Annotated in this window: 13 protein-coding genes; 4 read left to right on the forward strand and 9 right to left on the reverse strand. The window is 66.0% G+C overall.

Annotated features, from left to right (window positions below):
* Nucleotides 1-307: 307 nt before the first annotated feature.
* From topA to H7687_RS19485, 3 genes are read right to left on the reverse strand one after another with little or no spacing between them, the layout of a single operon-like run.
* Entirely contained in the window at nucleotides 308-2650 is a 2343-nt protein-coding gene (topA, locus tag H7687_RS19475) for a type I DNA topoisomerase (protein ID WP_183350524.1), read from the reverse strand.
* Nucleotides 2651-2675: 25 nt separating this feature from the next.
* Entirely contained in the window at nucleotides 2676-3755 is a 1080-nt protein-coding gene (gene dprA, locus H7687_RS19480) for a DNA-processing protein DprA (RefSeq protein WP_183350526.1), read from the reverse strand.
* A 19-nt stretch (nucleotides 3756-3774) separates the two neighbouring features.
* On the reverse strand, nucleotides 3775-4767 hold the full coding sequence (locus H7687_RS19485) for a LysM peptidoglycan-binding domain-containing protein (RefSeq protein ID WP_183350528.1): 993 nt from the start codon (nucleotides 4765-4767) through the stop codon (nucleotides 3775-3777).
* A gap of 427 nt (nucleotides 4768-5194) precedes the next feature.
* Between H7687_RS19485 and H7687_RS19490 the strand changes: the two genes are divergently transcribed.
* Nucleotides 5195-6442, forward strand: coding sequence for a peptidase U32 family protein (locus tag H7687_RS19490; RefSeq protein WP_183350651.1), 1248 nt, complete (start codon nucleotides 5195-5197; stop codon nucleotides 6440-6442).
* Here the strand turns inward: H7687_RS19490 and H7687_RS19495 are convergent.
* The 5 genes from H7687_RS19495 to H7687_RS19515 all read right to left on the reverse strand — a co-directional run bounded on the left by H7687_RS19495 (nucleotide 6420) and on the right by H7687_RS19515 (nucleotide 17445).
* On the reverse strand, nucleotides 6420-7388 hold the full coding sequence (locus tag H7687_RS19495; RefSeq protein ID WP_183350531.1) for a GGDEF domain-containing response regulator: 969 nt from the start codon (nucleotides 7386-7388) through the stop codon (nucleotides 6420-6422). The genes H7687_RS19490 and H7687_RS19495 overlap by 23 nt on opposite strands.
* Before the next feature lie 12 nt (nucleotides 7389-7400).
* The gene (locus tag H7687_RS19500; protein ID WP_183350533.1) at nucleotides 7401-9185 is read right to left on the reverse strand and encodes a sensor histidine kinase; all 1785 of its coding nucleotides are present in this window, start codon (nucleotides 9183-9185) and stop codon (nucleotides 7401-7403) included.
* 12 nt (nucleotides 9186-9197) lie between these two features.
* Nucleotides 9198-10421 (reverse strand): hypothetical protein, encoded by a 1224-nt coding sequence (locus H7687_RS19505; protein ID WP_183350535.1) that lies wholly within the window; start codon nucleotides 10419-10421, stop codon nucleotides 9198-9200.
* Nucleotides 10418-16024, reverse strand: coding sequence for an OmpA family protein (locus H7687_RS19510; protein WP_246405018.1), 5607 nt, complete (start codon nucleotides 16022-16024; stop codon nucleotides 10418-10420). The genes H7687_RS19505 and H7687_RS19510 overlap by 4 nt, the downstream gene beginning before the upstream one ends.
* A 209-nt stretch (nucleotides 16025-16233) precedes the next feature.
* Nucleotides 16234-17445 carry a COG1470 family protein gene (locus H7687_RS19515; protein ID WP_246405019.1) on the reverse strand — a complete coding sequence of 404 codons (1212 nt, stop codon included), beginning with the start codon at nucleotides 17443-17445 and terminating at the stop codon, nucleotides 16234-16236.
* A 212-nt stretch (nucleotides 17446-17657) separates the two neighbouring features.
* Between H7687_RS19515 and H7687_RS19520 the strand changes: the two genes are divergently transcribed.
* Both H7687_RS19520 and H7687_RS19525 read left to right on the forward strand, forming a co-directional pair.
* Nucleotides 17658-17897, forward strand: a complete 240-nt coding sequence (locus H7687_RS19520) for a DUF4911 domain-containing protein (RefSeq protein WP_183350538.1) — start codon at nucleotides 17658-17660, stop codon at nucleotides 17895-17897.
* Nucleotides 17882-19264 carry a TldD/PmbA family protein gene (locus H7687_RS19525; protein WP_183350540.1) on the forward strand — a complete coding sequence of 461 codons (1383 nt, stop codon included), beginning with the start codon at nucleotides 17882-17884 and terminating at the stop codon, nucleotides 19262-19264. The genes H7687_RS19520 and H7687_RS19525 overlap by 16 nt, the downstream gene beginning before the upstream one ends.
* Before the next feature lie 137 nt (nucleotides 19265-19401).
* Here H7687_RS19525 and H7687_RS19530 read toward each other — a convergent pair whose 3' ends face one another.
* A complete protein-coding gene (locus H7687_RS19530; RefSeq protein WP_246405020.1) occupies nucleotides 19402-20904 on the reverse strand; it encodes a C13 family peptidase in 1503 nt (500 codons plus the stop codon).
* A 180-nt stretch (nucleotides 20905-21084) separates the two neighbouring features.
* Here H7687_RS19530 and H7687_RS19535 point away from each other — a divergent pair, with 180 nt between their 5' ends.
* Nucleotides 21085-22437: a class II 3-deoxy-7-phosphoheptulonate synthase gene (locus H7687_RS19535; RefSeq protein WP_183350542.1), complete on the forward strand. Its 1353-nt coding sequence runs from the start codon at nucleotides 21085-21087 to the stop codon at nucleotides 22435-22437.
* Nucleotides 22438-22461 lie beyond the last annotated feature (24 nt).

Raw genomic sequence — 22461 nt, forward strand, 5'->3', positions numbered from 1 at the left:
GTTCGGGCTGTGAAGAAGAGGACATGGCGTTTTACGCTTTGCGACGGGCTCGAACCCAAGACGCGAACAAACTGCCATGTCCCGGAACAGAAAATCTAGCTGCTTGATCGTAAACATACAAGACGCAAAGCCGCAAAGAAATCCGAAAAGACTAGAGGGGAAAACCAAACCGACATCTCTTTGCGCCTTTGCGGCTTTGCGTTAAATAAATGCCTTTCAAAAATCAAAGCGGGGTCCGAAGACCCCGCGCTCATTGCTGATACTGGCGCTAAGGGGACAGGCACCTTCGGAGCCAGTCCCCTCACCCCTACTCCTTGTTGCTCTGGTAGTCGCAACCTTCCTTGGGACACTTGAGGAACTCGCCCTCGCGCTTGTACACCTTCTTCACCAACAGCGGGTTACCGCACTTGGGACAGGGCTTCTGCACCGGGAGATCCCACAACGCGAACTTGCACTCGGGGTAACGGTTGCAGGAGTAGAACAGCTTGCCGAAGCGGGACTTCTTCTCGATCAGCTCGCCCTTGCCGCAGGCGGTGCAGGTGATGCCGGTCCCTTTTGGCTTCACCAGCGGCTGGATGTTCTTGCAGTTGGGGTACGCGGAGCAGGCGAGATACTTGCCGAAGCGCCCTTCCTTGATCAGCATGTGGCTGCCGCACTTGTCGCACACTTCCTCGGAAACCACGGGCTCGACCACCTCGCCGGTCTCCTTGTCCAAGGGACGGATGTAGCGGCACTCGGGATAGCCGGTGCAGGCGAAGAACTTGCCGAACTTGCCGAGCTTCACCACCAGCGGCTTGCCGCACTCGGGGCAGACCTCGTCGGTAGCCTCGGTGGTCAGGTCGGACTTGCTCACCTCCCCTTCCTTCAACTTCAAGAGGTTGATGAACGGCCCCCAGAACTCGTGCAGCAGCGGCCGCCACTGCTTCTCGCCGCGCGACACCATGTCGAGCTGTTCCTCGAGGTTGGCGGTGAAGTTGTAGTCGACGTACTGGTTGAAGTGGTTGGTCAAAAGGTCGGAGACCACCATCCCGACGTCTTCGGGGAAGAAGCGCTTCTTGTCCAGGCGCGCGTACTTCCTTTCGATGATGGTGTTCATGATCGAGGCGTAGGTGGACGGGCGCCCGATGCCGTACTCCTCCAGGGTCTTCACCAGGGTCGCCTCGGTGTAGCGCGGCGGCGGCTGGGTGAAGTGGCGCTCGGGGAGGAGTTGCTGCAGCTTGAGGATGTCACCCTCGGCCATCGGCGGGAGCGTCCCTTCCTTCTCCTTGTCCTCGGCCTCGTCGTCGACACCCTCGATGTAGAGCTTCATGAAACCGGCAAAGCGAATCACGGTGCCGGCCACGCGGAAACGGAAGCCCTCGCCGGCGGTGATCTCGACCGAGGTCTGGTCCAGCAGCGCCTCGGCCATCTGGCAGGCGACGGTCCTCTTCCAGATCAGGTCGTAGAGCTTGAACTGGTCGGAGGTGAGGAACTTCTTCACCTCGATCGGGGTCTTGGAGATGTAGGTCGGGCGCACCGCTTCGTGCGCCTCCTGGGCGTTCTTGGACTTGTTCTTGAAGAAGCGGGGCTTCTCCAGGGCGTATTCCTTGCCGTAGAGCGAGGTGATCAGCTGCCGCGCGTCCTCCAGCGCCACGTTGGAGAGCGCCACGGAGTCGGTACGCATGTAGGTGATGAGACCGACCGCACCTTCGCCGACGTCGATACCCTCGTAGAGTTTCTGCGCGGTGGACATGGTCTTCTTGGCGGAGAAGCCCAGCTTGCGCGCCGCCTCCTGCTGCAGGGTGGAGGTGGTGAACGGCGGCGACGGCGAACGCTTCCGCTCGCTCTTGGTGACCTTGTCGACGCGGTACTCGGGGTTTGCCGGCGTCTTCACCACGAGCGGCGTCGCGCCATCGTCCCCTTCCTGCTTCGGGAACTCCCCCTTGCCTCCGAGCTTCTCGTAGAGCCGGAACGCCGCCTCGCGGTCGGGGATGTCGAACTTGGCGAGCTTCTTTCCTTCCGCCTCGACCAGCGCCGCGGTGAGCCCCTGTTTCTTCGCGGTCTCCAGCTTGGCGCCGATGGTCCAGTACTCCTGCTCCTTGAAGGCCTGGATTTCCTTCTCGCGCTCGCAGATGAGTCTCAGTGCGACCGACTGCACGCGCCCGGCGGAGAGGCCGTAACGGATCTTCTTCCACAGAAAGGGGGAGAGGGTGAAGCCGACCAGGTAGTCCAGGATCGAGCGCGCCTGCTGCGCGTCCACCAGGTGCCCGGAGATGCCGCGCGGGTTTTGCACCGCGTGCACGATGGCGTCCTTGGTGATCTCGTGGAACACCACGCGCTTGATGTCGAACGGTATCTTCTTCTTGCCGTCCAGTCCGAGCGCCGCCAGGAGGTGCCACGAGATGGCCTCCCCCTCGCGGTCGGGGTCTGTCGCCAGGAGCAGCGAGGAGATCCCCTTCATCTCTTTCTTGATGGCGTCGATGTGTTTCTTGCTCTCCGGGAGCACCGCGTACTTGGGCTCGAAATCGTGCTCCACGTCCACGGACCCCTGCTTGCTGGGGAGCGCGCGCACGTGGCCGAACGACGCCAGCACCTTGTAATCGGGGCCGAGAAATTTTTCTATGGTCTTCGCCTTGGCGGGAGACTCGACTATGACGAGATTCTGAGACATGTGTCCACCTGGTTACGGTATTGGTTCAGACGACCGCAAAGCGCTTGCCGGGAAGCTGAATGATGATCCCTTTCACTTCCAAGCGAAGTAAGGTAGCGGAAACCTCGCCTGCTGTCAACGCGCTCTGTACGATGATATCGTCGATCTGCAGCACGCCCTGGCAAAGCAGGGCGTAGAGCTCGGCCTCCTGCGGGGTGAGCGGGAAGGAGGGGGGCTGTTCCTGGGGGTGGGTCGCCAACGGCACGATGCCAAGCTCCTCGAGGATGTCCTCCACCCGCTCTACCAGCTTGGCTCCCTGCTTGATGAGGCCGTTGACGCCGCGGCTGCCGGACGTGGTGACGTTGCCCGGGACGGCGAAGACCTCGCGTCCCTGCTCCAGCGCGTACTGCGCCGTGATCAAAGATCCGCTCCCCTCCCCCGCCTCGACCACCAGCACCCCCTTGGCCAGGGCGCTGATGATGCGGTTGCGCCTGGGGAAGTTCTCGGGCATGGGGGAGGTCCCCATGGGGAACTCGCTGATCAGCGCGCCCTGCTCGCACAGGGCACGGTACAGCGCGTCGTTTTCCGGCGGGTAGATCACGTCGACGCCGCAGCCAAGGACGGCGATGCTGCGCCCTCCCGCCTTGAGGCACCCCCAGTGGCTGGCGGTGTCGATGCCGCGCGCCATGCCCGAAACCACCGTGACGCCCTGCCCGGCCAGTTCCTTGCCGAGGCGGGTCGCGGTGCACAGGCCGTACTGGGAGGCATGCCGGGAGCCGACCATGGCCACCGCGGTCTCGCTCCCATCGAGCGTCCCCATGAGGTAGAAGAACGGGGGCGGATCGGATATCTGCATCAAAAGGCGCGGGTAACGCCCCGATAGGATGTCCACCACCTGCGCGCCGCCGGCCCGCACCCGCTCGCATTCGGCCTCGGCCTGCGCGCGGCAGTCGTATCCGGCGATGGACCGGGCGGCCGCTGCACTGACACCCTTGACCGCGGCCAGCTCCTCCGGGGAGGCCTCGAGCGCCGCCTGCGGGGAGCCGAAGTGCGCCAAAAGCCGAAGGAAGGTGACGTTACCCACCTGCGGCACGGACTTCAGCGCGAACCAGTAGTAGTGATCCATGGGGTTACCCCCTTTGGCGTCACCTGCTCTTTTTCATCTCCACGCGGTCGCCGCGGTACACGGTGTCCACGCTCTTCACGATGACGGCGGTGGAGCTGTTCATGCCGGTAGCGACCACCACCAGCGCGCCGACCACCTCCACCGGAAGCTTCTCGATCTTGGCGTTGGCGTAGCGCTGGTCGGGCACCACGTCGCGCACGATGTACAGCATGTTGCCCGCCTGCATCCCCTGGGCCTTGCCCAGGTCGAGGAAGACCACGTCGTTCACCGCCAGGGCCTGGTTCCCGGTCTGGGTCTGCACGATGTAGCCGGTGAGGTCGCGGTCGGCGGACTTGAGCGGGATGGTCAGCTTGCGCTCCTGGTAGGGGAGCAGGAAGGAGCCCGCGCTGATCTCCTGGAAGGACTTGGTGACGATGGCCTTGGAGGCCTTCTCCTCCAGTTCGGAGAGCTGCAGCTCACCCAGCGGAATCACCTGCTGCCCCAGGATCACGTTGGTGACCGGGTGGCTGACCGGGCCGATCTTCTTGAAGATCTGGTAGCGGTCGCCCGGGTTGGCGCCCTGGGCGCGCCCGATGTCGGTGTAGACGATGTCGTCGGTGCCGGCCATCTCCCGGTTCTGGTGCAGGGAGATGACGTTGCCGGAGGGCTTCATGCCGTTCTCGATCAGGAACCCTTCGCTGCCGTTGACCGAGAAGGTCACCGCTTGCGGCTCCTCGCGCAGTTCCTGAGCGGCGGGCGCCTGGGGCGCCGGGGCGGCCGGCGCCTGCTCGACCTCGATGCGGTCGGAGTAGATGCGCACCTTCTGACCCGGATAGATGAAATGGGGGTTGCCGACGGACTGGTTGTTGGCCCAGACGTTGGGCCAGTAGTAGGGATCCTTCAGGAAGCGCTGCGACAGTCCCCACAGGGTGTCGCCGGGGACGATGGTGTAGATGGTGGGTTGTTCCTGCGCCGCCGCAAACGGTGCGGTCAGGCCCAGGAAGAGCAGTGCCAGACAGAGGTGTTTTTTCATAGGCTCCTTTAGGGGCACCAGTCGCCCCACCCTCCTCCTCGCCCTTACCCCCGGCGAGGTGTGCAAAGTGATACAGCGCTCATGACATCGGTAACCGGATCGACAGCGAACCATTCATTAGTTTTCGGGACGCATTTTGATGGGAAAGCGCGAAAAGGGTGCCGTATAAGCCTCTGAAACCGCGAGCTTAGCCGACCGCTTTTTTGGCCCGGCAACCCTTGGTACCGAAAAAATTTAACATAATTAAAGCCTTTTGCCTATCAATGTCAAGGGGAAAGCGCCTTTGGGGGGTTCCCTTAGCAGCCCGGTGTATGCTAGGTTGTCCGGTGTCCGGGTGCGCCGCGCAAGCGGTAAGGCAGCCCGGCAGTGAAGCGCCGACAAGGAGCATGGTTTGACTGGTAACGGGATGGAGCTGGAGAAGGCGGGCATGACGGCAACACAGGACGAGCGGGTGACACGGCCGCGGTTGAAACCGGAGCTGCTGGCCCCGGCGGGCAACATGGAGAAGCTGAAGGTGGCGATCCGCTACGGCGCCGACGCCGTCTACCTGGGGGGGAAGGCGTTCGGCCTGAGGAACCTGGCCGGCAACTTCACCCGCCTGGAACTGGACGAGGCGGTGGCCTACGCGCACAGGCACAACGTGAAGGTCTATCTCACCGTGAACGCCTTCGCCGACAACGACGATCTGCCGGCCCTGGAGCGCTACCTGGCCGAGGTGGCCGACATCCCCTTCGACGCCTTCATCGCCGCCGATCCCGGCGTGGTGGCGCTTATCGCCGAACGCTGCCCGGGACGCGACATCCACCTCTCCACCCAGGCCAACACCACCAACTGGCGCGCCGCCCGCTTCTGGCAGGCCCAGGGGGTGAAACGGGTCAACCTGGCGCGCGAGATGTCCCTGGACGCGATCCGGGAAACGGCGCAGCGCTGCGACATGGAGCTCGAAGTCTTCATCCACGGTGCCATGTGCATCTCCTACTCCGGGCGCTGCCTGCTCTCCTCCGCCATGACCGGGCGCGACGCCAACAAGGGGGAGTGCACCCAGCCCTGCCGCTGGAACTACTCCATCGTCGAGGAGACCCGTCCCGGCGAGTACTTCCCCATCCACGAAGACGAAAGCGGCACCTTCATCTTCAACTCCAAGGACCTCTGCCTGATCGAGCAGCTTCCCGCCCTGGTGGAGTGCGGCGTCGACTCCCTGAAGATCGAGGGGCGCATGAAGGGGATCTACTACGCGGCGAGCGTGATCCGCATCTACCGCGAGGCGCTGGACCGCTACTGGGAGGACCCGCAGGGGTACCGGCTCAAACCGGAGTGGCTGGAAGAGTTGGCCAAGGTGAGCCACCGCGGCTACACCACCGGGTTCCTCCTGGGCAAGCCGCGCGACGTGGACCACGAGTACCTCTCCTGTTACGTGCGCAACTTCGAGTTCGTGGCGCTGGTGGAAAAGGAGACGGAAGGAGGGGTCCAGGTCGCGGTGCGCAACCGGCTCCAGGCCGGGGACGTCCTCGAGCTGATCGGCCAGGGCGCCCATTTCACCCGCTTCACGCTCTCCGCCATGACCGACCTGGACGGCGTCCCGCTCACCGTGGCCCACCCCAACCAGCACGTGGTCCTCTGCGGGGTGACTGGCGCCGGCGAGTTCGACCTGATCAGGCGGGAGAAGACGGGGTAGCCCCGCCCGCCTCGACCCTGTTCTTGCCGCTGTTCTTGGCCCGGTACAGGAGCTGGTCGGCACATTCCAGAAGCGCCTGCGCCTCGCTGCCGTCCTCCGGAAACGAGGCCACCCCCACGCTCACGGTGACCCGCCCCAGGGGCTGGGTCTCCCTCCCCGCAAACGGGTGCTCCGCCACCCGCGCCCGCATCTCCTCGGCCGCCGTCACCGCCCCTTCCTTACCCGTCTCCGGCAGGAGCAGCACGAACTCCTCCCCCCCGTAGCGCGCGGCGATGTCGCAGGCCCGGGAGTGGGACATGACGATCTGGGCCAGCCCCTTCAGGAGCCGGTCCCCCTCGGGGTGCCCGTGGGTGTCGTTGTAGTGCTTGAAGTTGTCCACGTCGAAGAAGATCAGGCTGCAGTGCTTGCCGAAACGTTTGGAGCGGGCCACCTCCTGCGCGAAGGCCTCCTGGAAGTAGCGGTGGTTGTACAGCGCGGTAAGGCCGTCGCGCACCGCCATCTCCTTGAGCGCCTGGTTCGCCTCCTGCAGTTCCTGGTTGGCCCGGGTCAACTGTTCCAGGAGTTCGCGGTTCTGCGCCACCAGGCGCGCCTTCTCCGCCGCCCGCCCCGCCACCGCTGAGATCAGGTCCAGGCTCTCGAACGGCTTCACCAGGTAATCGTAGGCGCCGGCACGCAGCGCTGTCAGCGCGCTGTCCAGCGAGGCGTGGCTGGTCATGATCACCACCTGGGTGTCCGGGTTGTGGCTCTTGATCTCGTTCAAAAGCTCGATGCCGCTCATGCCGCTCATCCTGATGTCGGTGATCACCAGCTGGTGCGAACCGGCGCGAAACGCCTCCAGGGCTTCCTCGCCGCTGGCAGCCTCCGATACGGTGAACCCGTCCGCGGACAGCACCTGTGACACCACGCTTCTCAAGGTCTCTTCGTCGTCGACGACTAACAGTTCCATGTCCGTCCTCCTCTAGGCCGCATTGGCGGCGGGAGGGGGAAGGGTGATGATGAAGGTGGTCCCCACCCCCTCCTCGCTCTCCAGGCGGATCTCGCCGCCGTGATCCTTGACGATGCCGTAGCTTACCGAAAGCCCCAGCCCGGTCCCCTGCCCCGCCGGCTTGGTGGTGAAGAAGGGGTCGAAGATCTTGCCCTGGACCTCCTTGGGGATGCCCGGACCGTTGTCGGAGACCCTAAGCTCCAGCCCCCCCTCTTCCAGCCGGCGCGCCGACAGCCGCACCACTCCCGCCGTCCCCCCCATCGCCTGCTGGGCGTTGATCATCAAATTCATCAGCACCTGCTGCAGCTGGTTGGCGTTGCCGCGGCAGGCGGGGAGCCCCGGCTCCACCACCTGCTCCACCTTGACGCTGTTGATCCCCAGCTGGTGGTCCACGATGGCCAGCGCATCCGCCACCACCTGGGCCAGGTCCACCTCGCCGAACTCCACCTGTTCCTGCCGGGCGAACTTCAAGAGGTTCTCGATGATGGTCTTGCAGCGCTTGGTCTCCTTCTCGATGATGTGCAGGTTCTTCTCCAGCGGATGGCCGCTCTCGACGCCGCGCAGCGACAGCTGCGTGATGCCGAGGATCCCCGCCAGCGGGTTCTTCACCTCGTGGGCGATGCCCGCCCCGAGGGCCCCGAAAGCCGCCATCTTCTCGGACTGAACCAGCTGCCCGTAGAGGTCTTTCAGGGCCTGTTCGCGCTGCTTCAGTTCCACGGCCATGCGGTTGAAGGATCCGGCCAGGGCGCCGATCTCGTCGCCGGAGACCGCAGGCACCTCGATCTCGAAACGCCCCTGCCCGACCATCCTGGTCGCCTCCGAGAGCTTCTCGATGGGACGGGTGAGCCGGCGCGACCAGAACTGGCTCAGGAGCGCCGCGCCCCCCAGCAGGACCAGGGAGAGCACCAGAAGGTCCACCAGCAGCGCGCGGGAGGTAAGAAAGGCGGTGCTTTTGGGAATCTGCACCCCGACCGTGATCCCGCCGACCCCGGTGCGGGAGAAGCCTCCCACCATGGCGCGGTCACGCTCCTGGTACTCGAGGGTCAGCCCGCTCAGGCGCGGGGTGCCCCGGACCTTGCCCCACCAGCCGGTCTGCGGGGCCTGCCCGATCCTGCGGCGGTCGGCATGGGCCAGGTAGTTGCCGGAGGCATCGATCAGGAAGGTGTCGAAAACCCGGGAACGGCTCGCCAGCCGCTGCAGCCGGTCCAGGCGGATCACCCCCGAGGCCACCACCGGCTCCTCCCCCTTGGCGGCGGGCTCTGCTATGGAGAGGGTCAGGGTGGGGAGGCCGGGGGTGACCGTGGAGAGGAGCAGCCGTGGCGCTCCCCCGGGTGTGGGTGCGGGGACCGGGTGGCTCTCGCGGTAGGACAACAGCTGCTCGGCGCTCACCCCGGCGCCTGCCAGCGCCTCCTGGTCGTAGACGTTCTCTTCGCCGTCGGGGCCGCTGCGGCTCACCATGATGAATTCGCCGAACTCCTCGAAGAGTCCCTGCAGCGCCTGTTCGCGCCCTGCCATCTCCTGGTCCCCCATGAGACGGGAAAAAAGCTTCAGTTTCTCGGTGTAGCCGGCCACCAGCGTGTTCGCCTCCTCGGCGGTGTGCAGCACCATGGTCGAGGTGAGGTCGTGGATGTAGGCGGTCTTGTCGGCCTGGAACAGGTTGGCCATGGTGAAGGTGATCAGGCTCAGCACCACCGAGACCACCAGCAGCTGGGAGAGGAGCATCTTGAACCGGAGCGGGAATTTCAGTCTGCTTTGCATGTATGGCCTCCCCTATTCTTTACCGTACACGACGCGCGAGGCGTAGCTGGCGTTGCCGGCCTGGTCCACCGCCTCGACCCTGATCAGGTTGACGCCGGACTTGAGCTCGATCTCGTGGCTGAAGCTGCCGTCGTCGCCCATGCTCCCCGCCGTACCGTTCACGTAGACCGTGGAGCCGGGCTGGCACCTGCCGGTGAGGCGGAAGCTTCCAATGCCGACGGTGGAGGGCGGAAACTCCACCAGGAGCCGGGGCGGGTCCAACAGCTGCTGCAGCCGGCAGCGCCCGGTGCGGCTGAAGGGGCCCTCCCTGCCGTCCTCGATGCGGCTCACCCGCCAGTAGTAGCTCCCGGCGTCGAGCAGCCCGGCGGCGAACTCCGTGCCGCTGACCCTGCTGTCCAGCAGCACCTTCCTGAAACGCGGCTCGTCGGAGAGCTGGAAGTGATAGACCCCTTCGCCGCCGGTCCAGTTGAAACGGACCCTGGGGGGGAGCTGGCGGTAACGGTAGAGCAGGTTCTCGTTCTTCAGCTTGGGGGAGCCCGGCATGGGGAGCGCCGGCCCCACCGGCACTCCGCGCCTGAGCGTCACCCCGAAGCGGGCCGGGACCCTGATCACCCCGTCCTCTCCCTGGACCCGCACCTCCCCGGCATGGACGGTGAGACTGGAGGCGTTGTCCCCCAGCGGGGTGAAGGTGAAGCGTGAGCGTCCCGGCACGACCCGGGCCAGGTGACCGACGGTGGCGACCTCCAGGCGCACCCGCTTCTCTGCCGAAAAACTCCCCCGCAGCTCGCCTTCCACGTGTACCCGGTACGACTTCGGTCCCCCCTCCAGCGTCTCGTTGAGGCGGGTCACCACCACCATGGAATTGCTCCCCATGGCCAGCGCGTCCCCCGGGGCAAAGGAGATGGTGGCGCCGGAGCGGTCGAAGGTCTGGATGGCGTCGCGGTTATACAGCAGCATCCCCTCGCTGGCGTCCCCCCAGGCGACGGAATCGCCGCGCCGGCAGCGCACGTCCCGCACCAGGGACTGCAGGGCGGCCTCGGGGCGTTTCACGCCGCTGCGCGCAAGCGGCGACGCTTCGCCCGACTCCGAGACCAGCTCCTTCAAGGGGGTCCCGGACGGGAACACCGCGAACAGGAACAGGATGAAGAGCCAGAAGAGCACCAGGACGAGCAAGAGGGAGAGTGCCGTCTCGGCGGCCACGCCGGCCCATTTGCGCAAACGCTCCCGGGCCGTCATGGCTGCACCACGTCCGGCTGGACCAGCTGTTTTTCGGACCGCAGCCGCAGGTTCAGGAGTTTGGAACAGCCGACGCCGTTTCTGATCACCATGCCCAGCACCCGGTCGCCGCTTCCCAGCGGGAAGTCGAGGGCGAAGGTCCCCAGGGAGCTCAGCGGGACCTCGCGGCCGTCAAGCTCCAGCCGCTCCCCTTCCCCGGCAGAACCGGAGACCCGGCACACGATGGCGCCGTCCGGCGAAACGCTGACGCCGGAGGCGGCGGCGCCGTAGCGGACCACGACGGAACCGGCCGGCTGCGCCACGGTCAGCTCCGGCAGCGGCAACTCGGTGGCAAGGAACCGGCCGCGGGAATCCCCCATCTCGACCTTGAGGCGGCTGGTCTCGCCGGGGAGGGAGGACTCGTAGCGCCCCAGGGGGTCGACGGGGATGTCGCGCCCGTTGATGTTAACGAAGGGACGGGTGCGGTACCTGTCGTCGGGGCCGGTTGGCCGCAGCTGCTCGTAGTCCCCTTTCAGTTCCACGCGGCGGTTCAGCCGCCGGCCCGGAGTGGTGACGTTGTCGGCGACCGGCCTGGTCTTGCCGTACCAGCGCCGCAGCAGCCGCGCCGGGGCGATCCCTTCCGACCGCACCAGGTAATCCGCGGCCGCGTCGCAGCGTCTCTTGGAGAGGGCCATGTTGTACTCCACGCGGCCGATACCGTCGGTGTGCCCCTCGACGATGACCTTCTCGTCGGGGTGCTCCCGCAGCACCCGCGCCGCCCCGCTCAGGAGGCGCTTCGCCTCGGTGGTCAGGGCGGACTTGTCGAAAACGAAGGCGCCGCCGGCCAGGGTCAAAAGCACGGCCTCGCGCCGGTTGACGCCGAAGAGTTCGCGCCCGGTGCGGAACACGGAACCGTCCAGGTAGGTGACCTGGAGCTGGCACTGGTAGATCTCCCCCTGTTCCACCCGGCTCCGGTCGGTCTTCCCCTCCCAGTCGATGCGCTTGGGGGGTGCGCCCTTGCCGCCGATCTTCCGGATCTCCTCTCCGGCGCGGTTCATGAACACGATGCTCCAGGAACGGATCTGGTCCGGGTCGTCGACGCTGGCCAGAAGCCGCAGCGGGGTGGCGAAGCGTCCCCCCTTCAGGTCCAGTGAGGCGAGCCGTTCCCTGGACAGGGTGACCGCGGTGGAGGGGAGCCGGGCCGATTCGCCGTTCACCAGCAGGGTGAAGAGTTCGGCGCTGCCGGATAAGAGCAGCGGTTCGTCGACGCGCTCCAGGGTCACCAGCACCGCCGGGACCGGCTCCGGGTCCGGCGCGGGCGGGGGCGCTGCCACCGGCGCCGGGGGCGGGTCGGGCAGCGGCAGCACCCTAGCGTCCGCGGATGCGAACATGTCTTCGTCGAACTTCACCTTGATGCCCAGGAAGGGGCCCTGCCCCTGGTAGGTCTCGCCGGTGAGGTCGCGGTCGTCGAGCCGGGCGTAGTTGTAGCCGGCGGAGAGGACGACGTTGCGGTAGACCCGGTAACCCGCGCTTCCCACCGCGCCCAGCGCGTGCATGCCGGCATCGTACTGGTTGGTGAGTTTCAGGTAGGCGGAGAGCTCCCAGCGCTCGGCCAGGTCATAGGAAATGCCGGCCAGGACCAGGTCCGTGTAGCTGTTCCAGCGCCCTTCGGTCCCTGCGGACCAGCTCAGTTTCCCGGCGTACTTCCCCTGTGCCGTCCAGCGGCTCACCAGGCGGTAGGTCGGCTCCGCCGAGACGATCACGCTGCGCAGGTCAGGTCCGCCGGCCAGGGTGCCGCGCTTCTCCACCTTGTAGCGCACCAGGGAGAGGAGCTGGAGCGGGTTGCCGGCCAGGGGGCGGAAGGCGCCCCCAACGTAGCTGTCCACGGTGACGTCGTTGCCGGCATCGGTGTCGCGGTCCCAGAAGGAGGCCTTGCCCAACAGCGTGAACGAGGGACTCAACCGGTAGGCGGCATGGGCGCCGTAGAGCGATGCCGTCTCGCCGGGCCCGGTGCGGACTTCGTAGCGGCCGGTCACTTTCAGGTCCTGGGGGCGCAGGTACTCGCCCGCCAGGGTGAAAGCAGTCCGGGTACCGCTGTTCCCCTGCACCGTCTGCACCCGCTCAAAACTGGAGTTGACGAAGAGCCCCTGTGCCACGCGGTAGCGGCTGTTCAGTCCCAGGACCGCCTGCCCGCGCTCCCCGGACAGGGAATTTTCCAACTGGTAGCCGGTGCGCGATGCCAGGCTGAAGCCGTCCTGCTCCACCAGCTTGCTGTGCAGGTCGATGTTGCTCTGCCCAGTGTTGCCGAGGACGCCGCTGGAAAGGCTGTAGCCGGTGGTGAGGCGCATCCGCTCGGAAAGCCTGCTCTCCAGCCCGAACAGGGTGGCGTGCCGGATCAGCGGCGACCCCTCCTGGTATTCCTCGGTGAGAAAGGCCCTGGTCCGGTCGCTCAGGCGGTAGTCGAGCTTCAAGAAGGTCTTGGACTGGTACTCCGCGATGCTCGAGGAGGAGAGCAGCTGTTCGCGGTGCAGCGTGGCGTCAAGTCGCTGGGTGAGGCTTCCTTTCACCCCGCCGTAGACGAGGTCGGAGTCGCCGCTTCTTCCCTCCTTCTCCTCGCTCAAAAGCTTCACGCCCGCCTCCGCGTCCAGCAGGGTGAATTTGCGGGCCACCCCCAGTTGATTGCCGATCAGCCTGCGCCGCGCGATCTCGTCGCGCTGCACGAAACTCTCCGCGAAGACCAGGGTGCTCAGCGGGGCGCGGTAGTCGAGCCGGCCGCCGTACTTCTCGGTGCCGGTCTCGTTGCCGCTCATGGAGGGGTTGAAGAAGTCGGCGTCCACCTTGCGGTAGTAGAGCCCGAGGGAGACCGGGTCCAGCGGGCGCAGGGTGAGGTCGGTCTTCCAGGCACTCCCCCTCCCCTTCTCCAGGCTCTCGCTGACCGCCCCTTCGCCTTTCACGGTGAGCCACTTGCCCAGGCGCCACCCCGCATCGAGGCCGTACAGCGAGGTGTCCTTGCCGGCGTGCTCCTCGACCACGGCGGTTGCGCCGAGGTACGCGCCCTGGTCGCTGCGGAGCTGGGCGCGTCCGCCGTAGAGGTAGCGCTTGTCGCCGCCCCCCTGGGCCTGGTAGGTGACCACGATGGTGACCGGGTTCAGGAACTGGTCCAGCGACGGGACCGGCTCCTTGAACAGGATGGTGCCGGAGAGGTAATCGATGGAGTAGTCGGCGTAGCGGACCTTTTCGGTGATGGAGATGACCCGTTCCGAGTGGTAGCGGTCGCGCACCTCGATGCGGACCCGCTCGCTGTTCTCGAACACCGGCCTGCGCGACAGCAGGTAATGGCCGGAGGTGCCGTTGCCCGCGATCTCGTCCCGGATGATGGTCTCCTCGGTGCGGCTTTCGAACCCCTTCACGGTGAGGTTGTCCCGGTTCACTTCCAGCTTGACCCCGTTCAGGGCGCGGTCATAGCGGGAGAACTCGTTCTCGGAGAGGTCGGTACGGTAGTCGCCGGCCATGAGGTAGGAGCGGCCCGATTCGACCTTGAGGAAGAGTTTCCCCCGGGACTCCGCGTCGTAGCCGATGTCGGTGGCGTCGCCGTAGACGGGGTAATACTTCTCCGGGTCGATGGTCTGGAACACCCCGTCGCGGCGCTCCTTGTCCGAGTCGTAGGCGGCGGTAAAGCGGTAATCGCCCAACAGGGGGCCACGGGTGTAGAAGGCAAGCCGTTCGTCGTCGAAGATGCCGGCGTCGCCGCCGGCCTTCACTCCCACGATGACACTCCCCAGGCCGACCAGGAGCCAGTCGTCCGAAGGAGCGGGGCTCATGGGAGAGCGCGAAGACATGGGCGCCAGGGGGGGCGCCGGTGAGACCGGGGTCGGGGGAGCTGCCCCGACCGCAGCGGCGGCAGGGGGTGAAAGGGCGTCCATTGCAGGCACCAGGGCGAAGTCGCCGCGCGCGGGGCCGCCGAAGGGGACGGTGACGAACTGCGACCACCCCACCCCGGCAAAGGCGGTGTTGTACGGCAGCGAGCGCAGCGCGGGGTCGAGGGTGCCGCGGTCTATCTTCAGCACGTGGTCGCCGGCAGCGACCCCGGTGAAGCTGTACTTTCCCTCACCGTCGCTGAACACGAAGGAGCCGTCCTCCAGGTAGATTCTCACCCCGGGCTCGCCCGGCTCGCCGGGGTCGGGCACGCCGTTGCCGTTGCCGTCCCGGAAGATCCTGCCCATGATGACCGCCTTGTCCCCCAGAATGGAGGGACGCACCTTAACCGCCGCAGAGGCCGGGGGGGAAATACTGCTGCTCCCGCTCCCGGTGACGCCGGAGGCCCGGGCCCAGTTGACGCTGGTACCGACGGGTACTTCTGGCGACAGCACCAGCCGGTAGGAGAGCACCTTCACCGCGCCCGGCGCCATGCTTCCCACGTCCCAACTCAGCAGCTGCGAAGCGCCCCGCGGGTCGGCGACGGCAAAGCCGTCCACGTGGCTCGATCCCTTGAGGTAGCGGAATCCCCTGGGGATGCGGTCCTCGACCGTGACGTGCTCCATAAGCGCCGCGCCGACGTTCTCTACCCGCACGGTATAGGCCACGATGTCCCCCGCCTCGGCCACGGTACTGCCCGCCTGCTTGGTGACCAGGAGGGCGCGGGCCAGCACGGTGTTGAAGGTGCTGTTGCTGAGAATGGGCGCGCCGTTCAGGCTGCTGGTGATGCCGGCGGTGTTGACGATGGGGGCATTGCCGGGGGCATCCTTGCGCACCGCGGCACGAAAGGTGGCTTCACCGCGGAAACCTGCGGGAAGCACCGGGATCTCGAAACGCAACGACCTGCTCCCTGCATCATAGCTGACCGTGCCGGCCACCCCCTCGGGGAGCGTCGCGCTCCCCGGCTGGTACTCGAGGAGCTCATCCAGGGGATCCACCACCAGCACACCGGACACGGGCGAGGCGTCGCCGTTGATCAGGGAGAGGCCGTAGGAGAGCACCGCCCCCGGCAGCACCGCCCCCCCCGGGCTCACCGTCTTCAACACGGCGACGCTGCCGGGAACGGGGACCAGCAACTGGTCGTTGACGCTGCTGCTCCTGGCCGGGACCAGCACCGACGTTGCCGAAGCGACGATGTTAGCCACCTTCCCCTCGCTCCCGACCGGAGCAACCGCCCTCAGCACCAGGTCTACGGAACCGCCCGCGGGAATCGGTCCGACGACCTGCACCCCCTCCGGGGTAGTGGGCACCGGCGTCACGCCGTCGGCCAGGTAGAAACGCCAGGTGGGCGCGGGGCCGGTGTCGGGCACTCCCTGCGCCACCACCGCTTTCAGCTGGAAACTGTCGGCAGTGTTTCCCTTGTTGGTGAGGGTGTGCTGGAAGTCCACCGGGACACCGGCCTTGGCGGACGTGGTCCGGGGAGGGACCAACGCCGGGTCGGCGAGATCTTTGATGGCGATCTGGGTCTGGTTGGAGCGGGCCTGGCGCAGGGCGGGCATCGCGAATCGGACCGAGAAGTCGTGGCTGATCACGGTCCCGGACGGGGTGAGGCTGAGCGCAGCACCGGGGAGGGCGAGCGTGAGCGCCACCCCAAGGAGGCATGCCCGGACCAGTTTCCCTCCCATCTTGCGCCATCCCGGGACCGTCATGACTTTCCCCGATCATTGCATTAGCTTTTAGGCATGATCTTCCGCCAAATGCTTCTACATCCCCTCTCCCTCTGGGAGAGGGCTAGGGTGAGGGCGTTGCCCGGACGAGCCCCGAGATTATCTGAGCCGGCAGAGCCCTCACCCGCCCGTTGGGCACCCTCTCCCAGAGGGAGAGGGACTAGCGCAAGATGGTCCCTAATCTGTGTGCATCATTGAACCTGCGCCTTGAAAAAGAGATAGATGGTCTTGCCAGGTGGCAGGGCGCCGCCGGTGCTGGCCGTGGCCCCGGTGCCGAGCTGCGCGACGACGCTTCCCTCCGCGATCCTGGCTAGGCCGCATTCCGCTGCTGCACAGGGTGCCCCCTCCCCGGTCGAGGCCAGGGACAACAGCAGCGAATCCGGCGCCACGGAAAGTCCGGCGGGAATGGGGCTATCGATGGTAACCGCGGTGGCCGGGACCGATCCGCCGTTGGTGACGGCCATGCGGTACTGCAACAGGTCTCCGGGCACGGCATCGGCGCTGGCCGCGAAAATCCCCCCCCTGGTGAGGTTTCGTACCCCCTCGCTCAGCACCACCACGGGGGCGACGGCAGTGGTGTTGACCTGGTCGGTACCGCTGGCGCCGTTACCCGACGCCGCGAGCAGCGATTCCCCGCGGGCCCCGTCGGCGCCTGTATCCGGAACGGTGACGGCAAGGAAGAAGCGGTAGGACGATCCCGGCGCCAGGGATCCCGTCCCCAGGCAGGCGTTGGTCTCACCGGGCTGTCGTATGCCGTCGCCGTCGATCCCCCCCCCGGCGCCGTCGTCGGCAAAGAGCTCCCCCCGCCAGCCGCTCCCCATGGTGACGGAGAGGGCGAAGGCATTGTCGCCGTTGCCGACGTTGGTTACCGTGTACGGGTAGTTGACCAGGGTGCCGGGGGCGCCGGAGCCGTCCGGAGGGGCCGAGATGGTGACCGCCGGGGTCTGGACACATGCCACCGTCTCAGTCTTCGCCTGGTCCACGGCCTGCGGGTCCCCGATGGAGAGCGCCGTCACGGCTACCCGGTAGCTGGCCCCGAGGGTGAAGGCGATCGGGCTCACCCGCACCAATAAAACCAGCGACTCTCCCGGAGCCAGCGCGGCGGTGAGATAGCCGGCACCGGACAAGGCGGCGGACCGGTCTGCGCCGGCGCCATCGAGGTAGCTGACCGTGACCGCGCTGCCGCTGCCCGGGCCGGTAAGCAGGAAGCGGTCGGGCTGGTCTCCGGCGTTCTTCAGGAGCACCCGGAACTGGGCCGGAAGCCCAGGATAGGCGGGCTGGGACCGGGTCTGCACCACCGCCGTGCTCTCGTAGATCCCCTCCCCCAGGTAGGCGGCATCGGTTTCGCTGGCAAGCCGGACCATGAGGTCGGGACGGCACGCGGCGCAGGCCTCATTTCCCATGAAGAACGAGAAAAACAAAACGCAGCAAAGCTGCGCAAACAGTCGGATCAGGGGCTTGGGCCACTCAGTCAATTTATTAGAATGGATTAATTTCATGTCTTAGAAAAATATCAGACGGTGGCGCATAGGCAACCAAGGGGAAAGAAAATTTGTCTTTTGAAGTTCCAAATGGTATGAACGGAAACCGGGCCGCAATGCCCGAGGGAGGAATGATGGAAACCGCAAACCGCTACTACCAGCTGGCCAATCGCGACATCGTGTACATGAAGTACATCCTGGAGGCCCACGAGGGGCTGACCATGATGAGCACCATGGACGGCAAGCGGGGCATCGTCCGGGTCAACTACCCGGTATGCTTCGCCGACCAGGTGGACTCGATGATGCAGGCGCTGGGACAGGAGATACAGGTCACCGAGGTGACCGAGGCAGGTGAACCGTGCTCGAAAGCGTAGACGCCAAGGCGATCCTGAAGCGCGCCCTGGCCGCAGGGGGCGAGTTCGCCGACATCTACTACGAGGACGGCGCCTACACCTCGGTTACCTGCGAGGACGGCAAGGTGGAGCGGGTGCTGTCGGCGGCGGACCGCGGCATCGGCATCCGCGTCATCTCCGGCTTCTCGACCGCCTATGCCTACACCAACCAGCTGAGCCAGGACTCCCTGCTGCAGTTGGCCGAAACGGTGAGCCGAGGCGTGCGCAGCGGCGTCCCCCACCCCGATTTCAATCTTTGCGTACGCAAGTCGGCGCAGGGATATGCGGTGGCGATCCCGCCGGACCAGGTGGAGCTGGCGCACAAGGTCGCGCTGGTAGGGCGGGCAGACCGCGCCGCGCGCGGCTACGACCCGCGCATCAGACAGGTGCTGGCGGTGTACCGTGATACCCGGGTCAAGACCCAGAGCGTGAACTCGCTGGGAGAGTTCCACGAGGAGAGCTCCTGCTCGACCGTCTTCCTCACCCAGGTGGTGGCGCAGGACGGCACCGTGACCCAGACCGGGTACGAACCCGTGGGAGCCGCCCGCGGCTTCGAGCTCTTCGACGATTGCCCGGTCGAGGAACTGGCGCTCAGGGCTGCGGCGCGCGGCGTGATGATGCTGGGTGCGCGGAAATCTCCGGCGGGGCAGTTCCCGGTGGTGCTTTCCAGCGAGGCGGGGGGGACCATGGTGCACGAGGCCATCGGCCACGGTCTGGAGGCGGACCTGGTGCAGGCGGGGAGTTCGGTGTATCGGGGGAGGATCGGGGAGCAGGTCGCCTCGGAACTGATCACGGTCATCGATGACGCCACCATCCCTTACGCGCGCGGCTCCTTCGGCTTCGACAGCGAGGGGACGCCGGCCCGGAAAACGGTGCTGGTGGAAAACGGCATTCTCAAGGGATACCTGTACGACCGGCTCTCGGCCCTGAAGGATAACTGCGCCTCCACCGGCAACGGAAGGCGCGAGTCCTACCGCAACCGCCCCATCGTGCGCATGACCAACACCTTGATCGCGCCGGGCCAGAGCGATCCGGCGGAGATTGTCAAGAGCGTGGCCAATGGCCTGTTCGTGAAGCGCATGGGCGGGGGACAGGTGAACACGGTGAACGGGGACTTCGTCTTCGAGGTGACCGAGGGATACCTGATCGAGAACGGCGTGGTGGGCGAACCGGTCCGGGGAGCGACCCTGGCGGGGAACGGCCCCGAGGTGCTGCGCCGGATCGCCATGGTGGGCAACGACCTCGGTTTCGGCATCGGCACCTGCGGCAAGGACGGCCAGGGCGTGCCGGTCTCCGACGCGCAGCCGACGCTCCTCATCCCCGCCATCACCGTCGGCGGTGCGCGGTAAGGCTCCGCGCCGGGGAGGGACTGGCTCCGCCAGGTGCCTGTCCCTCTTAGCGGAACGCTCCCTCCAGCTCAGCCACCTTGCCCAAACAGTAAGGGGACAGGCACCTAGCGGAGCCAGTCCCCCTCCGAAGCTGCTGTCTACTTTGCTCCCCGCTGCTCCAGTTCCTTTTGCAGCCTCTTCAACACCGGCCAGATCTCCTTCCCGGCCCAGATCTGGGGGTTGGACGGGGTCTCGTCCTTCTCTGTTTCCCATTTCCTGATGGTGTCGCGGCTCTTTTCGAAGGCATCGGTAAAGCTGTAGGTGCTGCGCAGCGCGTCACCGACGAAGGCCTCCCCGAACCAGGTGTAGTTCTCCCCGAAACCGCAGCCGAAGGATTCGTGGGTCGCGTCCGCCGCCGTGATCAGCAGGCTGCCGTCTTCCTGCAGCGGCTGGATGAACCCTCCCGAGAAGCAGGCCGACACCACCACCACCTTGTACCTGATCCCCGCCTTGCGCAACAGGCGCCGCAGCAGTTCCGGCGTCACCTGTTTGAGTTCCAGGGGAGGATTGCTCACCTCCAGTTCGTGGTCGCGGGAACCGTGCGAACTTACGTACAGAAACAGTACGTCCTCGTCCCGGTTCATCACCTCCCCTACCCGCACCAGGGCACGCTCCAGGTTGCCGACCGTGGCGAAGGGGAGCGCGGTGGCGCTCTGCGGGTTGTTGACCAGCAGCACCGACCGCCCCGCGGTTCCGAAGCGGGTATCGAAGAGTTGCCGGGTCACACTGAGTTCCTTCAGGAAGACGTCCTGCGAGGCATCCCCGGCAAAGCCGATGAAATAGAGGTCGGGGTGGCCGGGACGCCCAGGCAGCAGGGGGGCGAGTTGCTCATCAAGGAGCCGGTTCTGTGCGGTGAGCACCTCGTCGGTGAGCGTCAATGCGCCGCTTTCGTTACCTTCCTCTTTGCTCACCCAGAGGTCGCCGCGCTGGTAATAATAGAGCGGCACCGCCACCAGCACCAGGAACAGGAGCACCAACCGGAGGCGACGCGCAACTCCACGGGGACCTTCCAGGCGCAGCAGGAATAGCAGCGCTGCTGCGAGCCACCAGCCGAAGAAGCGGTAGTAGTGGGGGGCGGCGAGGTGGTCCGAGAGCCGTTCAAAGGGGCGCCACTGGGCGAGCCACTCCAGGATGCCGTGGCAGACCTCGATGGGGATGCTGAAGGCGACCAGCGCGGCGGCGATGCCGGAGATGGCCAGGGGACGGTGCACCAGGTACCGGCCCGCCATCCCGAAGAGCAGGAAAAGCGGCAGGTAGAAAAGAAAGTACGGCACCGAGTAGAAAGAGAAGTTCCCGCCGCGGCCGACCAGCAGCAGGGAGACCAGCAGATTCAGCACCAGGTCCGCGACAATCAACAGCACCAGGCTCAGCGGCGTGGAGTCGAGCTTTTCGAAACCGGAGCGGAGAAAGCATGCGCCGCGCAGGCCGCCGTACAGATCGGACCGGAAGCGGGACAGGGTGCTTCTTAGCGTTACCGGCCCGGCAGGTGCACTGTCTTGCGCGGTGTACGGCTGTGTCTCGAAAGCTGTGTCGGACGCAGTTTCGGCAGGTGGTTCGGTGGGGCCATCGGGTGTCATGTCGGTGCGGCGATCCTCAGTCATGGTCGTGCATCATACCACGACAGCGCCGGTTTGGAAGAGTCTTTAACATGCCCTTCATTGATTTTATTAACTTTTTAGTTTTTCAATCCGGTGCAATCCTGCTACCATTGCAACGCGTTCGCCGGCACGCCTGCGCGCCTGCCACGGATACCCATTCTCACCGATGAAAGAGGTTTCAGCATGCCTACCACGAAATGGAGCAAATCGAGCTGGCGCTCGTTTCCCGCCCTGCAGCAGCCGGTGTGGCCGGCAGGGCCCGCACTGGACGAATCCCTGAAAACGCTGTCGCAGCTGCCGCCGCTGGTCTTCGCGGGCGAGTGCCAGACCTTGAAAGCACAGCTGTCCGAGGCGGTCGACGGCAACGCCTTCGTGCTGCAGTGCGGCGACTGCGCCGAGGATTTTTCCCGCTGCACCGGTCCCGACATCCGTGAGTTGCTGAAGGTCATCCTGCAGATGTCGGTGGTCGTCGCCTACGCCGGCGAGAAGCGGGTCATCAAGATCGGGCGCATGGCGGGGCAGTACGCCAAGCCCCGCTCCTCAGACACCGAGATGGTGAACGGGGTGGAGCTCCCCAGCTACCGCGGCGACATGGTGAACAGCCCGGAGGCCACCCTGGAGGCGAGAACACCCGACCCGCGCCGCATGCTGGAGGGATACTACCGCGCCGCCGCCACGCTGAACCTGGTGCGCTCCTTCACCCTGGGCGGCTACGCCGCGCTGGACCGGGTGCAGGCCTGGCACCGCGCCTCGCTGGACGCCCTCCCCGCCGGCCAGAAGTACGAGGACCTGGTGCGCCAGATCTGGAAGACCATCAACTTCATGACCGCCATCGGCCTGGATCCCCAGCACACCCCGCAGTTGAACCAGGTGACCCTGTACACCTCGCACGAGGCGCTGCTGCTCGACTACGAGGAGGCGCTGACCCGCATGGACTCCACCACCGGCGGCTGGTACGACTGCAGCGGCCACATGCTCTGGATCGGCGACCGCACCCGGCAGCTGGAGGGGGCCCACATCGAGTTCCTGCGCGGCGTGAAGAACCCGCTGGGCATGAAGATCGGTCCCAACTACGACCTGGACAACATCAAGGCGATCGTGGAGCGCTTGAACCCGGACAACGAAGCGGGGCGCCTCACCCTGATCACGCGCTTCGGCGCCGACAAGGTGTCCAACTACCTCCCCAAGCTGCTGCGCGAGATGAGCCGCGAGGGGTACCGCGTAGTCTGGAGCTGCGACCCGATGCACGGCAACACCTACCAGAACGAGTTCGGGCAGAAGTCGCGCAAGTTCGAGGATATCCTGCGCGAGATCAAGACCTTCTGGGAGATCCACAAGGCCGAGGGAACCGTGGCGGGCGGGGTGCACCTGGAGTTGACCGGCGACCACGTCACCGAGTGCACCGGCGGCAGCAGGCAGCTTATGGACAAGCACCTGCACCTGAACTACCAGACCAACTGCGACCCGCGCCTCAACGCGGAACAAAGCGTGGAGCTCGCCTTCGAGCTGGCCGAGATGCTGCACCCGTGCAAGTAACCAAACCCTAGCGAGGTATCTCCC

The organism is Geomonas paludis (genome assembly GCF_014193585.1).
Lineage (GTDB): Bacteria > Desulfobacterota > Desulfuromonadia > Geobacterales > Geobacteraceae > Geomonas > Geomonas paludis.

What these genes read in the sequence shown, in the direction of transcription:
- topA (WP_183350524.1), bottom strand. Translation starts at nt 2,650, where the DNA reads ATGTCTCAGAATCTCGTCATAGTCGAGTCTCCCGCCAAGGCGAAGACC.
- dprA (WP_183350526.1), bottom strand. Translation starts at nt 3,755, where the DNA reads ATGGATCACTACTACTGGTTCGCGCTGAAGTCCGTGCCGCAGGTGGGT.
- H7687_RS19485 (WP_183350528.1), bottom strand. Translation starts at nt 4,767, where the DNA reads ATGAAAAAACACCTCTGTCTGGCACTGCTCTTCCTGGGCCTGACCGCA.
- H7687_RS19490 (WP_183350651.1), top strand. Translation starts at nt 5,195, where the DNA reads ATGACGGCAACACAGGACGAGCGGGTGACACGGCCGCGGTTGAAACCG.
- H7687_RS19495 (WP_183350531.1), bottom strand. Translation starts at nt 7,388, where the DNA reads ATGGAACTGTTAGTCGTCGACGACGAAGAGACCTTGAGAAGCGTGGTG.
- H7687_RS19500 (WP_183350533.1), bottom strand. Translation starts at nt 9,185, where the DNA reads ATGCAAAGCAGACTGAAATTCCCGCTCCGGTTCAAGATGCTCCTCTCC.
- H7687_RS19505 (WP_183350535.1), bottom strand. Translation starts at nt 10,421, where the DNA reads ATGACGGCCCGGGAGCGTTTGCGCAAATGGGCCGGCGTGGCCGCCGAG.
- H7687_RS19510 (WP_246405018.1), bottom strand. Translation starts at nt 16,024, where the DNA reads ATGACGGTCCCGGGATGGCGCAAGATGGGAGGGAAACTGGTCCGGGCA.
- H7687_RS19515 (WP_246405019.1), bottom strand. Translation starts at nt 17,445, where the DNA reads ATGGGAAATGAGGCCTGCGCCGCGTGCCGTCCCGACCTCATGGTCCGG.
- H7687_RS19520 (WP_183350538.1), top strand. Translation starts at nt 17,658, where the DNA reads ATGGAAACCGCAAACCGCTACTACCAGCTGGCCAATCGCGACATCGTG.
- H7687_RS19530 (WP_246405020.1), bottom strand. Translation starts at nt 20,904, where the DNA reads ATGACTGAGGATCGCCGCACCGACATGACACCCGATGGCCCCACCGAA.
- H7687_RS19535 (WP_183350542.1), top strand. Translation starts at nt 21,085, where the DNA reads ATGCCTACCACGAAATGGAGCAAATCGAGCTGGCGCTCGTTTCCCGCC.